The 15,092-nt window shown below is 72.2% G+C and carries 16 protein-coding genes; 4 read left to right on the forward strand and 12 right to left on the reverse strand.

Annotated features, from left to right (window positions below):
- Positions 1-63: 63 nt before the first annotated feature.
- The 10 genes from IO33_RS0111565 to IO33_RS0111610 all read right to left on the reverse strand — a co-directional run bounded on the left by IO33_RS0111565 (position 64) and on the right by IO33_RS0111610 (position 10,067).
- On the reverse strand, positions 64-1,434 hold the full coding sequence (locus tag IO33_RS0111565) for a bifunctional albaflavenone monooxygenase/terpene synthase (protein ID WP_031163370.1): 1,371 nt from the start codon (positions 1,432-1,434) through the stop codon (positions 64-66).
- Complete coding sequence (gene cyc1, locus IO33_RS0111570) at positions 1,431-2,516, reverse strand: epi-isozizaene synthase (protein ID WP_031163372.1); 1,086 nt, start codon at positions 2,514-2,516, stop codon at positions 1,431-1,433. The genes IO33_RS0111565 and cyc1 overlap by 4 nt, the downstream gene beginning before the upstream one ends.
- A gap of 294 nt (positions 2,517-2,810) precedes the next feature.
- Positions 2,811-3,461 carry a peptide deformylase gene (def, locus tag IO33_RS0111575; protein ID WP_031163374.1) on the reverse strand — a complete coding sequence of 217 codons (651 nt, stop codon included), beginning with the start codon at positions 3,459-3,461 and terminating at the stop codon, positions 2,811-2,813.
- 73 nt (positions 3,462-3,534) lie between these two features.
- The gene (locus IO33_RS0111580) at positions 3,535-4,515 is read right to left on the reverse strand and encodes a hypothetical protein (protein WP_031163376.1); all 981 of its coding nucleotides are present in this window, start codon (positions 4,513-4,515) and stop codon (positions 3,535-3,537) included.
- Between the two features lie 100 nt (positions 4,516-4,615).
- On the reverse strand, positions 4,616-5,908 hold the full coding sequence (locus IO33_RS0111585; RefSeq protein WP_031163377.1) for an HD-GYP domain-containing protein: 1,293 nt from the start codon (positions 5,906-5,908) through the stop codon (positions 4,616-4,618).
- Entirely contained in the window at positions 5,905-7,215 is a 1,311-nt protein-coding gene (locus tag IO33_RS0111590) for an HD-GYP domain-containing protein (protein WP_031163378.1), read from the reverse strand. The genes IO33_RS0111585 and IO33_RS0111590 overlap by 4 nt, the downstream gene beginning before the upstream one ends.
- A 118-nt stretch (positions 7,216-7,333) precedes the next feature.
- On the reverse strand, positions 7,334-7,636 hold the full coding sequence (rsrA, locus tag IO33_RS0111595; protein WP_031163379.1) for a mycothiol system anti-sigma-R factor: 303 nt from the start codon (positions 7,634-7,636) through the stop codon (positions 7,334-7,336).
- Positions 7,633-8,328, reverse strand: a complete 696-nt coding sequence (gene sigR, locus IO33_RS0111600) for an RNA polymerase sigma factor SigR (protein WP_031163380.1) — start codon at positions 8,326-8,328, stop codon at positions 7,633-7,635. Before sigR ends, rsrA begins: the two co-directional genes overlap by 4 nt.
- Before the next feature lie 256 nt (positions 8,329-8,584).
- Positions 8,585-9,211, reverse strand: a complete 627-nt coding sequence (locus tag IO33_RS0111605) for an alpha/beta hydrolase family protein (RefSeq protein ID WP_031163382.1) — start codon at positions 9,209-9,211, stop codon at positions 8,585-8,587.
- 1 nt (position 9,212) lies between these two features.
- Positions 9,213-10,067 (reverse strand): SOS response-associated peptidase, encoded by an 855-nt coding sequence (locus IO33_RS0111610; protein ID WP_031163384.1) that lies wholly within the window; start codon positions 10,065-10,067, stop codon positions 9,213-9,215.
- 70 nt (positions 10,068-10,137) lie between these two features.
- Between IO33_RS0111610 and IO33_RS0111615 the strand changes: the two genes are divergently transcribed.
- The 4 genes from IO33_RS0111615 to IO33_RS0111630 all read left to right on the forward strand — a co-directional run bounded on the left by IO33_RS0111615 (position 10,138) and on the right by IO33_RS0111630 (position 13,803).
- Positions 10,138-10,905 (forward strand): M50 family metallopeptidase, encoded by a 768-nt coding sequence (locus tag IO33_RS0111615; RefSeq protein ID WP_031163386.1) that lies wholly within the window; start codon positions 10,138-10,140, stop codon positions 10,903-10,905.
- Between the two features lie 153 nt (positions 10,906-11,058).
- Positions 11,059-12,375 carry a 3-phosphoshikimate 1-carboxyvinyltransferase gene (gene aroA / locus IO33_RS0111620; RefSeq protein WP_031163388.1) on the forward strand — a complete coding sequence of 439 codons (1,317 nt, stop codon included), beginning with the start codon at positions 11,059-11,061 and terminating at the stop codon, positions 12,373-12,375.
- A gap of 9 nt (positions 12,376-12,384) precedes the next feature.
- A complete protein-coding gene (rsgA, locus tag IO33_RS0111625; protein ID WP_031163391.1) occupies positions 12,385-13,395 on the forward strand; it encodes a ribosome small subunit-dependent GTPase A in 1,011 nt (336 codons plus the stop codon).
- Between the two features lie 84 nt (positions 13,396-13,479).
- Entirely contained in the window at positions 13,480-13,803 is a 324-nt protein-coding gene (locus tag IO33_RS0111630) for a DMT family transporter (RefSeq protein WP_031163393.1), read from the forward strand.
- Between the two features lie 35 nt (positions 13,804-13,838).
- Here the strand turns inward: IO33_RS0111630 and IO33_RS45885 are convergent, their stop codons facing one another.
- Both IO33_RS45885 and IO33_RS0111640 read right to left on the reverse strand, forming a co-directional pair.
- The gene (locus IO33_RS45885; RefSeq protein WP_031163396.1) at positions 13,839-14,063 is read right to left on the reverse strand and encodes a hypothetical protein; all 225 of its coding nucleotides are present in this window, start codon (positions 14,061-14,063) and stop codon (positions 13,839-13,841) included.
- 324 nt (positions 14,064-14,387) lie between these two features.
- Positions 14,388-14,993 (reverse strand): TetR/AcrR family transcriptional regulator, encoded by a 606-nt coding sequence (locus IO33_RS0111640; protein ID WP_031163398.1) that lies wholly within the window; start codon positions 14,991-14,993, stop codon positions 14,388-14,390.
- Positions 14,994-15,092 lie beyond the last annotated feature (99 nt).

Here is a 15,092-nt window from a genome sequence, read left to right on the forward strand (position 1 = left end):
CGAACGCCTACCGGCGCGCGCTTGGGGCCCTGAAGCCGTCTGAGCGCGCGCCGGTACCAGGTTCTACCAAGGCGTCGGCCTCAGCAGCAGGTCGTGCGGACGCAGGGTGATGCCCACCCGGGTGCTGTCGTTCGACCCCGCGACCTGCTCGAAGCGGTACTTCGCCGAGACCGCCGCGGTGATCAGGCTCAGCTGGGTCATGGAGAAGTGGTCGCTGGGGCACTTGCGGTTGCCCACGCTGAAGGGGCTCATGGCGTACTTCGGCACCTCCCCGGCCCGCTCCGGCAGCCATCGGTCCGGGTCGAAGTCGAGGTGGCGGTCGTAGGAGCGGGCGTCGCGCTGGATCGCGTACGGGCTGTAGACGATGTCCGCCCCCGCCGGAATGCGATAGCCGCCGAGCGAGGTGTCGGTCACCGCGCGCCGGGTCAATATCCATACGGCGGGCCTGAGCCGCATGGCCTCGACGACGACATTGTTGGTGTGCGTGAGCGCGCGCACGTGCTCGAATCCGACCGGCCGACCGCCGGTCACGGATTCGACCTCGGTCCGTACCTTCTCGGCGTGCTCCGGGTGTTCCGAGAGAACCTGCAGCAGCCACATGATCGTGGACGCCACCGTTTCGCTGCCGGGGGTGAGTATCGCGACGACCTGGTCGTGGATCTCCTGTTCCCCGATGGGGTCGCCATTGTCGTCCTTTGCCTCCAGCAATGCCGTCAGCAAATCGTCCGGCTTTTGACCAGATGCCCTCCGCTCGGCGACGATCTCGTCGACCAGCAGATGCAAATCGGCCAGCGCCCGGTTGAATTCGCGGTTGGCCGGGAGCGGCAGCCGGTACAGCGGTCCGAGCGGGATGACCATCCGGCGGTACATGCCCCGGAAGACGCTGGCGAGGTCGACGCTCAGCCGCTCGGCGCGCTCGTCCATGTACTCGCCGCGCAGCAGGCAGCGGGCAGCGATGCGCACGGCCACCCGGAAGGACTCGGAGGTGCAGTCGACGGTCTCGCCGGGCCGCCAGCGCTCGGTCAGGGCGTGCGCCTCCTCCTCCATGACCGGCCCGTAGTCCGGGATGGCGTCCAGCCGGAACGCGGGCTGGATGGTGCGGCGCTGACGGCGGTGACGGGGGCCGTTGGCGGTGGCCACGCCCTCCTTGCCGAGCAGGCCTTCGAGGGACTCCCACAGCGGTCCGTCGATCTTGAAGTCGCTGCTGAGCGCGAGTGCGCCGGTCAGCTCCGGCGTGGTGACGGCGTACACCGTCTTGGGGCCGAGCTTGAGGCGTACGACGTCGCCGTGGTCGCGGAGCCGGGACATGAAGGCGAGCGGGTCGCGGACCAGTTTCAGGCCGTGCCCGAGGCCCGGCACGGCGCCGCCGGCCAGGGGCGGTTCACGCAGTTCGGTGGCCTTCGAGGTCAGGGGCCGCGCGGACTCGACGGTCATGACTCACCTGCCGCTTCGTTGGTGACGTACGGGGGTGTGGACCGGTCGTCCCAGGTGTCGACCCGGTACCGGCCGGACTCGTGGTGGAACCAGTAGGCGGAGCTGAACCAGTTGCGCATATTGGCGACGCAGGCGCGGACCCCGGCGCTGAGTTCCTTTCCGTGGACCGTTCCGTCGTCGAGGTCGTCGGCGAACCGCAGGGCGTCCCGCTCGGCCGCGAGGAATTCCGTGACACATTCCTCGACCCGCCGCCTGACTTCGTCCACCGCGTCTTCGAGAGTCAGCCCCTCATGGGTGATGAGACTGATTCCGAGATTGTGGACCTCGTCGCCCGCTATTTCCTTCGGCAGTGAGCACAGGTCGTTGTACCAGGCGGCGAATTCCTGGCTGAGCAGCGCGGCCCGGCGATAGGCGGGTTTTTTCCGTACGGCATCCGGGAGTTCACAACCGGCGCTCGGCTCCAGCAGGTCCGTCCATATCCAGTGCGCGAAGGTGAGCCGGCGCAGGGCGAGGTATTCCTCGACCCCGGGTATGTATCCCTCGGTGCGGTTGCGGAACTCACGGTCGTAGGCCTCGATCACCGCGTGGAAATGCCGGGCGAACCGCTGGTTCCAGGTGCGCGACAGGAAGCGGTACAGCCGCAGCACGCTGTCCGCGAATCCGGCGACCAGCGGGTCCGGGTGGTGCAGATGGTGCCGGGGTGCGTCGAGGGCCGCGTGCAGGCGGTGCCTCAGCCGCCGCCAGTCGCCCGCCCGGCCGTTCACGATGTCACGGTCGTGATGGTCGTCCCAGACGAAGAACCACGCGCTGTAGTCGGCGATGGCCTGCATGACCTCCTCGGGTGCGCCCAGGTAGTAGCCGGCCATGAGGTCCGTGTAGCACAGTCCGTCGGCATATTCCTGCACCTTGTCCGCCGGCATGAGCCGTTTTTCCAGCAGCCAGAGGCGTGTCGTGTGCTGGAGCCGCGGCCAATACGGATGCAGTTGCCGGGGAAAGTCGGACTCGATCACCGGGAGTGCCAGTGAGGGTGGTACGACGACCGCCGTCGGCGTCCCTGTGGTGCTGTGTGGGAAAGCTTGCACGAACAAACCCCTCTCAGCCGCCAGGAGCGCACACCCCTCTCCGGTTGTGCCGGGCGTGCGCGGTTGCGTATCCCCGCACTTACATTCAGCACCACAACTGACCGCCATGGGAACGGATTTGCTTCACTCACTACCCCAAGCTTGCCGAGAATCCCACCTCGTGTGACCGATTAAGGATCACAACAAGGGCAGTAGGGATCGGTTGTACGACGCACGGATGAGCGAGGCGGGGACATACGCAGGGCGCCCGACCGGGAGTGATCCCGGCCGGGCGCCCCGACTGACCAGTGTCGCCTAGTCGTTGGCGACGACCGGGTAACGTGGCTCGTTCTCGGCCATCTGCCGCAGCGCGTCCTTGCGGTCCCGCTTGGACAGCCGGTCGATGTACAGGTAGCCGTAGAGGTGGTCGGTCTCGTGCTGCAAACAGCGTGCGAAGTAACCGGTGCCGCGCACCCTGATCGGGTTGCCCTGCTCGTCCTGGCCGGTGACCTCGGCGTAGTCAGGGCGCGCGAGCGGCGCGTACGCCGTCGGTACGGACAGGCAGCCCTCGTTGCTGTCGTCCAGCCGGCGCCGGTCGGCGGGCAGGTCGACCAGCTTCGGGTTGCACACCACACCGACGTGCCGGGCGCCCTCGTCGTCCTGGCAGTCGTAGACGAAGACCTTCAGGCCGACACCGATCTGGTTGGCGGCCAGGCCCACGCCCTCGGCGGTGCGCTGGCTGGCGAACATGTCGGCCACCAGCTGCTGCAGCTCCTCGCCGAACTCGGTGACGTCCTCGCACTCCTTGTGCAGCACCGGGTTTCCGACGACCGTGATCGGCCGCGAGGTCCCGCGCTCCCGCCAGGCGTTCTCGCGCTCCTCGCAGTCCTCCGTGTCGACGACATAGCCCTCGTCGTCGACGGGGAGCACGCCCGCGTGCTGATGATCGGTGTCCTGCTGCGCCATGACCGACGTACGCCTTCCTGCAAACCTGTGAAAAGTCTCGGGTACAGCCTAAAGGCGGCCGGTCACCGTCGGCTCAGCAAACCTCTTCGAGATCCCGCCAGTCCCTGGAGTCCGGGCTGTCCGCGACCCACCCGTCCAGCAACCCCCTCACCAGGGAAGCCGGCGCGGCCACCCCGCACTCCCGCTCGGGCACCCAGAGCTGCCCGTCGGTCCGATGCCCCAGCGGCCCCGGATGCCCCGGCTCGCTGTGGTCGTGCGGATCCAGGTGCACCCCCTCGCCCTCGTCGGACGGCATACGCGACTCGCTGCACATCCGGCACAGCAGCCGTACCGAAGAGGACCAGTCCTCCGCGGCGAACCCCGCGTCGGCGGCCAGCTGCTCCAGCGCGTCCCGGTCCGCCTCGGTGGCCGCCTCCAGCAGGACCACCCAGGTCGGAACGGGCGAGGGCGCCCAGAGCTCGATCTCGTCGAAGACCGGGTAGGAGTGCCCGGCGGACGTCGTGCGCTCACCGTGCGGGACACCGTCGTGCAGCACCACCTCGCCCCAGCGCCGCCCGGACGAGGGAAGCGGGATGGACAGCACCTCCATCCGCGCCGGATCCAGCCTGCGGCCCCACACGACCTCGGCCTCACCCTCCGGGGAGAGCCGTACGGCCGCGCTGCCCAGCTCCATGCCGAGGGGCTCGGCGGAGGCGGCTGCGCCCCCGGGCACCTTCAGCCCGTACGCCTGCCAGGCGCGGCGGGCCAGCGGCCAGTCCTGCAGGGCGGTGGCGGCGATGCCCACGTTCCACCAGTCGGGCGCCCCGGTCTCCCGGTCGAGCAGTGCGACGGCCCGGAGCCCGGCCGCGCGGGCCTGCTCCCAGTCGTGCCGGAACTTGTGCAGCAGGGCAAGGTTGAACCAGGACTCCGACAGCCAGGGCTCCAGATCGGCGGCCCGTGTCAGCAGCTCGCCCGCGTCCTCGTACCGTCCGTCGCCGATCAGCGTGAACGCGCGGTCGGTGGCCTGCCGCCAGGAGGCGGAGGGCCGGTGCCGTCCCTTGCCGAAGATCCTCACGATTCCCGCCTGCCAGTTCCAGTTCCGCACAGTGGGCTGGCTTGTGCCCCCGGACACCCTCTCCCTCGCATCCAACCACGTACGGCGGGAAAGGCGCTCATTACCCATGGGTTACCCAGCCGGGCGCGGGGTCAGACAGTGCCGTGCGTCTCCCGTCGCCCTCGGCCGGGACGCCCTCCCCCCAGGCCGGCGGCCGGGCGAGGACCCGGGCGAGGGACTCGACGACCTCGGGCGCGTAGTCACCGGCGGTGCCGAGCCGCAGGTCCTCCAGCGCCCGCAGGGCTGCCTCGGGGCCGGCGTCCCGGGTCTTCTCCTCGTAGGCGTTCACGGCCCGGATGATCCGCGCGGCGACCGGCTGGTCCCGGTAGGGGTCCGCCTGCCGTTCCACCATCACGGCGACCGCCGCGGCCACGCCGGTCTGCCGTACGACGGCCCCGCCGAGCAGCGCGATGCGGCGCTGATCGGCGGGGGGCAGGCCGGCGGTGGCACCGGCCGGGACCGGGTCGACCAGGCTGAGCTGGCCGATGTCGTGCATGAGGGCCGCGTACTCCAGGACGGTCAGCTCGCCCTCGCTCAGGCCCAGGTCCCGGCCGACGGCGAGACCGAGCGCGGCGACGCGCCGGGCGTGCCCGGCGGGGGTGTATCCGGCGATCTCGGTGGCGCGGGCGAGGGAGGCGATGGTCTGCCGGGTGATGGCGCGGACGGCCGCGTACCGGCGCACGGACAACTGGGTGAGCAGCAGGGGCAGACAGAACACGGGCAGCGCCCACAGGCCGACGACGGCGACCGCGAGCGCCATCACCGCCCCGGTCGCGCAGACGGCGGAGCCGATGCCGAGCAGCCCGCGCAGCTCGTCGCGCAGCAGCGGGCCGAAGGGCCAGCGGGTGCGGGAGTGGGCGAGGGCCGCGGCGAGGACGGCGTCGCACAGGGCGGTGAGGACAAGGAGGGCGACGAGCAGCAGCGCGTAGGCGGGGCCGCTCCAGGACGCGAACACGCCCTTGTTGGAGAGGGGCTGGAAGCAGACGGCGGCGAATCCGACGCTCAGGACACGGCGGGCGAGGTGGTCGAGGGTCGGGGTGCGGCCGCACCAGATGTGCGGCACGCCGCCGAGCAGGGAGGCGGCAAGGACGACGGTGACGACCTGCGGCGCGTCGTGCAGCGTCGGGTGCCCCGCGTCGGGGCCGAGCAGGGCGTACGACAGGGATCCTGCGGTGCCCAGCGGCGCGGCCTGCCGGACCGGGGCCCCGCTCCACCGGGTCAGCTCCCCGAGGGCTATGAGCACCCCGAAGGAGAGCGCCACGCCCCGGTCGGCCAGGCCGGCCCACAGGCTGACGCCGAGGCACACGGCGGCGGTGAGCGCGGCGCAGGCGTGCACGATCCGCAGGGCGGTCATCGCGGTGCCCCGCTGCGCGAGCCGGCGACCGGCTGCCGGGGCGGGACCGCCCGCGCCGTCTCGTCGGCCGTGACGGCCGGGTGCCAGCCGTGCCGGTCGAGGGCCCGGGCGAGCGCGGTGACCATACGGGGGTCGAACTGGGTGCCCGCGCACCGCTCCAGTTCGGCGACGGCCACCTCGACCGGCCGGGCCCTGCGGTAGGAGCGGGTGGAGGTCATCGCGTCGAAGGCGTCGGCGACGGCGACGACCCGGGCGCACTCGGGGATCTGGGTGCCGACCAGGCCGTACGGGTAGCCGCTGCCGTCGAGGCGTTCGTGGTGGTGCAGGATCGCGGCGCGGGCCTCGCCGAGGAAGGAGATCCCGCGGACCATCTCATGGCCGTACTCGGGATGCAGTTCGATGATCCGGCGTTCCTCGGGGGTCAACGGGCCGTCCTTGCGCAGCAGCCGGGTGGGGACGCCGAGCTTGCCGACGTCGTGCAGGATGCCGGCGAAGCGCAGGGTCTCGACGCGTTCGTCGTCCATGCCGAGTTCCCGGGCGATCATCACGGAGGCCTGTCCGACGCGTTCGCTGTGGCCGCGGGTGTAGCCGTCCTTGATGTCGACGGCCTGCACGAGGGCGCGGATGGTGGCCTGGTGGGCGGCGCGTTCGCGGTGGTACTGGGCGAAGATCCACCAGGACACGTACATCGGCAGCAGCACGAGCAGCGCGGCGACCGGGCCGTACGGGCTGCGCCACAGCACGGCCATCATCAGCCCGGCGAGTCCGTGCACCGCGACCGGCGCGAGCGAACGGGACAGCAGCCCGCGCCAGGCCCGGCGCAGCGGAACGCCCAGGGCGACCACGCGCAGGCCGCCGTCGAGCAGGCTGAGGACCAGGCAGAACGCGAGGACGGCCGCACCGGTGGGCAGCAGCGCGTACGGGAAGTCGCAGCCGACGACGGCGTCCCGTCCGCCGAGCGCCCAGTGCACCCGGGCGGCGGCCCACACGGCGAGCGCGGGCTGCGCGGCCCGCCACAGGCGCCGCGGCAGCGCGGGCCGGTGCTCGACCGGGGAGAGCAGGGCCGCGGGCAGCGGGACGAGCGCGGCGGCCGGCGGCGGCAGCAGGAACGCCCCGGCGAGCAGGACGGGGTGGAAGGTGCCGCCGAAACGCCGGCGTACGACGTACTCGCTGGCGGTGTAGAGCGCGGCCAGCAGGCCGAGCGCCCACCAGGGGGTGTGCAGCGCCGGCAGCGGCAGGAGGCAGAGCAGCGCCAGCAGGGCCGCACCGGCCACATAGCCGCGCGCCCTCGCCGGTACCGCCTCCATCGCACCCCTCCCCGACCATGCCTGTCCAGGCTCGGAGCCTAGGGCGGGGACCGGGGGGTACGGGGCTTATGACCTGAGGATTAGCACATTCGGGTGACGGCGGCGCCGACCCGCGTGGTCAGCTCTCCTGCGGCGTGACGGTCACGTCGTGGTCCGGCACGGCCTGACCGGAGCGGATCAGGTCGATCCGCCCCATGACCTTGGCGCGCAGGTCGGCGGGCACGTCGTCATGGCCGCAGCACCGCTTGACCAGCTTCTTCACGGCCTGCTCCAGGCCGTACTTCTCCAGGCACGGCGAGCATTCCTCGAAGTGGTGCTGGAACTTGTCGCGATCGACGTCCGGCATCTCGCTGTCGAGGAACTCGTACAGATGGTCGAGGACCTCACTGCAGTCCGTCTCGTGCGGGTCTCCGCAGCTCATGAGCCCGAACCTTTCGCTTCGTTCGACTCTCCGGCGCCCGCCGGGACCAGTCCGCGCTCACGCGCGTAGTCCTCCAGCATGCCGCGCAGTTGCCGGCGGCCCCGGTGCAGCCGGGACATCACCGTACCGATGGGTGTCCCCATGATGTCCGCGATCTCCTTGTACGCAAAGCCCTCGACGTCCGCCAGATAGACGGCGATGCGGAACTCCTCGGGGATCGCCTGCAGCGCTTCCTTCACGTCCGAGTCGGGCAGGTGGTCGAGCGCCTGCGACTCGGCGGAACGCAGACCCGTCGACATGTGCGACTCGGCGCGGGCGAGCTGCCAGTCCTCGATCTCCTCCGCGGCGGAGCGCTGCGGCTCGCGCTGCTTCTTGCGGTAGGAGTTGATGAAGGTGTTGGTGAGGATCCGGTACAGCCACGCCTTCAGGTTGGTGCCCTCGCGGAACTGGTGGAAGGACGCGTACGCCTTGGCGTAGGTCTCCTGCACCAGGTCCTCGGCGTCGGCCGGGTTGCGCGTCATGCGCAGCGCGGCCGAGTACATCTGGTCGAGGAATTCGAGCGCGTCCCGCTCGAAGCGCGCACTGCGCTCGGCGGTGGACTCGGAGTTCGTCTCCGCGCTCACGCCCTGGCCCTCGGGCTGCTCCGCCTGGCCGTTGTCGGTCCCTGCGTCGGTACCGGTGACCGGACCCACCTCCTCAAGATCCCGGGCAGGACCGAGACCGGTCCCACTCGATTCGGAGGATAGAACACGACCCGTGCCTGCCGCCCCTCGAATAGGAGCGGTCTTGGCCGAGTGCAGCACCGTCCAGTCCAGGTCAGCGCGGCGCTCACGGCTCGGGCATACGGTCGAACCCATGCGGCGGACTTCCTCTCCCACGACGTCGGTGCCGAGGCCTCAGCACTTCTGTCCGCCACAACAGCACCCCGGCGCGGGGCATTCCCGCCCGTCACCCGAGTGAGGTGAGCCACCGCGCCACGGCCCCGGTGATGATCTCCAGGGCCCGGTCCTGGGTGATCTCCGCGCGCTTGGGCACGGCGAAGCCATGATCCCCGTACGGCACCTCGGTCAGCTCGAAGTCGCCCTCGGGGAACTCCGCCGGCTTCCCGAACGGGTCGTTGCCGCCCTGCACGACCAGCGTGGGCACCCCCGCCCCGAGCAGCTCCCCGGCCCGGGACTTCTCCGGCCTGCCCGGCGGGTGCAGCGGGAAGCTCAGCGCGAGCACGGCGTGCGCGCCGAGCTCCGACGCCGTACGGCAGGCGACCCGGGCGCCCGCGCTGCGGCCGGCCGCGATCACCGGCAGCCCCGGCCCGGCGAGCGCCGGCCACACCCCGCGCCATCCGGCGTCCAGCGTCTTCGGCGCCGGCGCGACCTTCTTCCCGGCCACCCGCCAGGGCTGCTCGACCAGCGCGACGGTCACACCGTGCGCGGGGAGCGTGCGCGCGAGCGCCTGCAGGTCCCGCGCCTCGATGCCGCCTCCGGCGCCGTGGCTCGCGGCGAGCACGAGCCGGGGCTCGTCCGCCCGGTGCCAGGTGAGCCGCGCGGTCCCGGCCTCGGTCTCGACAGTTTCGATCACGCTAGAAGAGTGTGCCCTCTTCCGGCGCCTCCAGCTCCTTCAGCAGCTCGGGGCCGTTGTTGCGGACGTTGCTGACGGCCGTGGAGACCGGGTAGGCACGCATCAGCCCGGGCGGCGGCGGGTCCAGGAGGGCGCGCAGGTCGTCGGGGTCGGTGCGGGAGGGGTCGAGCCAGGCGTCCCAGCGGTCGGGGGTGAGCATCAGCGGCATCCGGGGGTGGATGTCGGCCAGGGAGCGCGGGCCCTGGGCGGGGGCGACGGCCAGCGGGGTCTTCTCGGCCTCGGTGGTGATCACGGAGCAGGTGACCCACCAGGCCCGCGGGTGGTCGTCGGGCAGGGTCCGGTCGCGCCAGAACTCGTACAGCCCGGCCATCGCGAACACCGAGCCGTCGGCCGGCAGCACGAAGTACGGCTGCTTGCGCGGGCGCTTCTTCCTGCCCTCGACCTCCAGCTCGCGCTCCTGCTCGCCGGTGACCCACTCGTAGTAGCCGTCGGCGGGGATGATGCAGCGCCGGGCGGCGAAGGCGCGGCGGTAGGCGGGCTTCTCGTGCACGGTCTCGGCGCGGGCGTTGATCATCCGGGCACCGCCCTCGGGCGTCTTGGCCCAGGACGGCACCAGTCCCCACCTCAGCGTGCGCAGCTGGCGAACCGGGCGCGGGGAGTCCGCGTCTTTCAGGGGACGGTCGAGGACGGCGAAGACCTCCTTGGTCGGAGCCACGTTGTAGTCCGGCGCCAGGGTCTCCTCGGGCTCCCTCCCGCCGGGGCCCGGCTCCGCCCGCCCTGGGGAGACCCCGGTCTCGATCCCAAAGATTCCTGCGAGATCCTCGGGCCTACGACTCGATGCATACCGTCCGCACATACGTGCCACACTGCCAGGCCCACCCGCCACCCGACCACCACCACTCGACGACAGGGAGCCATCGCCGGACATGGACAGCCTCGCCGCCCTCGCGCTGCCCGACCTCTGGGACCGGCTCACCGGCACCCAGCCCGACCCGGACCTGTGGGTGGTGCTCGCCACCCTGGCCGCCGCCCTCGCCGTCGTCGTCCCGCACCGCCTGTGGCGCATATCGCGCAACGCGATCACGATCGCGCACGAGGGCGGCCACGGCCTGATCGCGCTGCTCACCGGCCGGCAGCTCACCGGCATCCGGCTGCACTCCGACACCAGCGGCCTCACCCTCAGCCGGGGCAAGCCGTACGGGCTCGGCATGATCCTGACGGCCGCCGCGGGCTACACCGCGCCCTCGCTGCTGGGCCTGGGCGGCGCCGCCCTGCTGGCCGCGGGCCGCATCACGCTGCTGCTGTGGGTGGCGACGGCACTGCTGGTGGCGATGCTGGTGATGATCCGCAACGCGTACGGCGTCCTGACCGTCGTGCTGGCCGGCGGCGCCTTCCTGCTGGTGTCCTGGCTGGCCGGACCCCAGGTGCAGGCGGCGTTCGCGTACGCGGTGGTGTGGTTCCTGCTGTCCGGCGGGGTACGGCCGCCCTTCGAGCTGCAGCTGAAGCGGTCGCGCTGGAGGGGTCGCGAGGCGTCGTTCGCGGGGGGCGGGAGCCGGGCGGGCGGAGCGGGGGACTCGGACGCGGACCAGCTGTCGCGTCTGACGCACGTACCGGCGGGGCTGTGGCTGTTCCTGTTCCACGCGGTGTCGCTGTCCTCGCTGATCGGCGGGGGCCGCTGGCTGCTGGAGGTGTGACGGCCGGACGGGGGGCGCGGGCGCGCGGGGACGCGGGGACGCACCGACCGCGGACTCCGCCCGGGTGCGACACACCGCCCGCCTGCGTTTTCGCGGGGTTTCACCGCTTTTGATCGAGATCTCCGGTCGCCCCCAGCCACTAAAGTGGGGCCCATGACCGTGAACCCCGCACCCACCGCCCTCTGGCCCGCCCCGCACGCGAGCGGAGCCGTCGACGCGACGGTCCACGTGCCCGGGTCCAAGTCGGTCACCAACCGCGCGCTGGTGCTGGCCGCCCTCGCCTCCGAGCCCGGCTGGCTGCGCCGGCCGCTGCGCTCCCGTGACACGCTGCTGATGGCGGGCGCGCTGCGTGCGATGGGCGTGGAGATCGAGGAGGGGGTCGGCCCCGACGGCACCGGCGAGGCCTGGCGGGTGCTGCCGACGGGCCTGCACGGCCCGGCCACGGTCGACGTGGGCAACGCCGGCACGGTGATGCGCTTCCTGCCCCCGGTCGCCGCGCTGGCCGACGGTCCCGTCCGGTTCGACGGCGACCCGCGGTCCTACGAGCGTCCCCTGCACGGCGTGATCGACGCGCTGCGGCAGCTCGGCGCCCGGATCGACGACGACGGCCGGGGCGCGCTGCCGCTGACCGTGCACGGCGGCGGTGCCCTGGACGGCGGCCCGGTCTCCGTCGACGCCTCCTCGTCCTCCCAGTTCGTCTCGGCGCTGCTGCTGTCCGGTCCGCGCTTCAACCAGGGCGTCGAGGTCCGCCACACCGGTGCCTCGCTGCCCTCCCTGCCGCACATCCGGATGACCGTCGACATGCTGCGCGCGGTCGGCGCCCAGGTGGACACCCCGGAGTCGGGCGGCGAGCCGAACGTGTGGCGGGTGACACCGGGCGCACTGCTCGGCCGGGACCTGACGGTCGAGCCGGACCTGTCCAACGCCCAGCCGTTCCTGGCGGCGGCCCTGGTCACGGGCGGCAAGGTGCTGATCCCGGACTGGCCGGAGCGCACCACCCAGCCCGGCGACCGGCTGCGGGAGATCTTCACCGAGATGGGTGGTTCCTGCGAACTCACCGAGTCCGGGCTGGTGTTCACCGGTTCGGGTGCCATCCACGGGATCGACGTGGACCTCGGTGACGTCGGCGAGCTGACCCCCGGCATCGCGGCGGTCGCGGCCCTCGCGGACTCCCCCTCCACCCTGCGCGGCGTGGCGCATCTGCGGCTGCACGAGACGGACCGGCTGGCCGCGCTCACCAAGGAGATCAACGAGCTCGGCGGTGACGTCACCGAGACCGCCGACGGCCTGCACATCCGCCCGCGCCCCCTGCACGGCGGCGTCTTCCACACCTACGACGACCACCGCATGGCGACCGCCGGCGCGATCATCGGCCTCGCGGTCGAGGGAGTGCGGATCGAGAACGTGGCGACCACGGCGAAGACCCTGCCGGACTTCCCCGAGCTGTGGACCGGGATGCTCGGGCAGTAGGGACACGCCATGCGCCGCTACGGCAAGCACACCGACGAGGACGACATCCGCACCCGTCCCAACCGCAAGGGCAACCGGCCGCGGACGAACATCCGGCCCAAGCACGAGGACGCCGCCGGGGGCCTGGTCCTCACGGTCGACCGCGGCCGGCTGACCTGCCTCGTCGAGGACCGGGTCGTCATGGCGATGAAGGCCCGCGAACTGGGCCGCAAGGCGGCGGTGGTCGGGGACCGGGTGGCCCTGGTCGGCGACCTGTCCGGTCAGAAGGACACGCTCGCCCGGATCGTGCGGATCGAGGAACGCACGTCGGTGCTGCGGCGCACGGCCGACGACGACGACCCCTTCGAGCGGGTGGTCGTGGCGAACGCGGACCAGCTGGCGATCGTCACCGCCCTGGCCGACCCGGAACCCCGTCCCCGGCTGATCGACCGCTGTCTGGTCGCCGCCTTCGACGGCGGTCTGGAGCCGCTGCTGGTGATGACCAAGTCGGACCTGGCCCCGCCGGACAAGCTGCTGGAGCTGTACGGCGCGCTCGACATCCCCTACGTCGTCACCAGCCGCGACGAGCTGGAGAACGGGGACGCGGCGGACCGGGTGCGGGAGTATCTCGACGGGAGGGTCACCGCGTTCGTGGGCCACTCGGGCGTCGGCAAGACGACGCTGGTCAACGCGCTGGTCCCCAAGGAGCGACGGCGTACGACGGGCCGTGTGAACGCGGTGACGGGCCGCGGCCGGCACACCACGACCTCGGCCCTGGCCCTGCCCCTGGCCGGCGAGGACGGCTGGGTCATCGACACCCCCGGCGTCCGCTCCTTCGGTCTCGCGCACATCGACCCGTCCCGGGTGATCCACGCCTTCCCGGACCTCGAACCCGGCACGGAGGGCTGCCCGCGCGCATGCAGTCACGACGAGCAGGACTGCGCGCTGGACGCGTGGGTCGAGGAGGGCCACGCGGATCCGGCGCGGCTCTTCTCCCTGCGTCGGCTGCTGGCCACGCGGGAGCGCAGGGAAGGCGACTGACCACCGCGTTGTTTGGCCGGGTGAGCGGCCGGTAAGTGCATAATCGCACCGAGCCGGAGATCCGGATCAACGGGAGGACCGCACATGGCGTGGCTGCTGGTCATAGTGGCCGGGTTTCTGGAGACCGGTTTCGCCGTGTGCCTGAAGCTCTCGCACGGGTTCACCCGGCTCTGGCCGACGGTCGCCTTCGCCTCCTTCGCCCTCGGCAGCTTCGGGCTGCTGACCCTGTCCCTGAAGAAGCTGGACGTCGGCCCCGCGTACGCGGTGTGGACCGGCATCGGCGCGGCCGGCACCGCGATCTACGGCATGGTGTTCCTGGGCGACCTGGTCTCCACCCTGAAGATCGTCTCGATCAGCCTGGTCATCATCGGGGTGATCGGCCTGCAGCTGTCGGGCTCGGCGCACTAGGCCCGCGCCCCTTCGGGCGCTTCGGCCGCCGCCCCCTACAGCACCTCCCGCGCCCTCGCGAAGTGGCACGCCGCTCCGTCACCCTCGAACTCCGGCACCTCGTGCGCGCACCGCTTGCGCTCGTCCACCGTCAGCTCCGCGTGCAGCGGACACCGCGCCCGGAACCGGCAGCCGTCGTAGCGGCGGGTCGGACCCGGCGGATCGCCGGGCAGGAGGATCCGCGTGCGGTGCCGCTCCCGCGTGGGGTCCGGCACGGGCACGGCCGACAACCTGGACGTACGGGTGCCGGGGCCGGGCGAAGACCTCGTCGACCGGCCCCTCCTCGACCGTGCCGCCCGACCGGTTCGGCTCGGACGCTCTGCAACCAGGCCGACGCCGAGATCTGGCGTCTCGGCCACTCCATCGAGCTCCACCGGCGCCCGGAGATCCTCGCCGTCCGCTCCGGCCTCGCGAACTACGCCGCGGAGGGCCTGGCGGACATCGACCACACGAAGGCGGGGTGGCTGAAGAAGCAGGCGGCGGGGTGCGGGCGCCGGGGGCGGAGATCGCATGAGGGGGCGGCCCGGCACGCCCCCACCGCTCGCTCACACCACCGGGTGCGGGGCGACCGCTCGGACCAGTTCGGCCAGCCCGCTCTCGCCCGGTGGCGCGGCGACGCACGACAGGGCGAGGCGCACGACGAGTTCGCAGGGGCGGGTCAGTCCGGCGGTGTCGGCGGGGGTGGCGGCGGGCCCCGCCAGAGCGCTGACCGCGCGGTCCCGCACGATGCGGACGAAGTCACGGGGCGTCGGCAGCGGCCCGTCCGCGCGACGCTGCGCCGGCACCGAGGAGGTGGACGGCACGGCGGCGAGCGGAGGGGTGGGCAGCCGCTCGCTCCAGCAGCCGGTGAGCATGGCCCGTACCAGGGCGTTCTCCCGCGCCGCGGCACTCGTCCACTCGACCACGGCGATGAGCCGCTCGGCCGGCTCCCCGGGGCCGGCGAGGGCCCGCTCCACCCCGGCCAGATAGCCGTCGGCCTCCCGCCGCACCAGGGCGCGGGCCAGCCCGTCCTTGCTGCCGAACTCGTTGTAGAGGGTCTGCCGGGACACTCCGGCCGCCGCGGCCACCTCGACCATCCGGACCATGGACCACGGCCGGCGCGCGAGGGCCGTACAGGCGGCGTCCAGCAGGGACTCCCGGGCAGCAGCCATCGTCGCCTCCCTGGCACAGAGCGGCTCTGCGCCCAGGTTTGACGCGCTTGTATGCACTGTCAAGGGTTCACGGGGGTTCGTTCGCGGCCGGTCCGGACA

Origin of the sequence: Streptomyces durhamensis (assembly GCF_000725475.1) — a bacterium.
In the GTDB taxonomy this organism is placed as follows: Bacteria; Actinomycetota; Actinomycetes; order Streptomycetales; family Streptomycetaceae; genus Streptomyces; species Streptomyces filipinensis.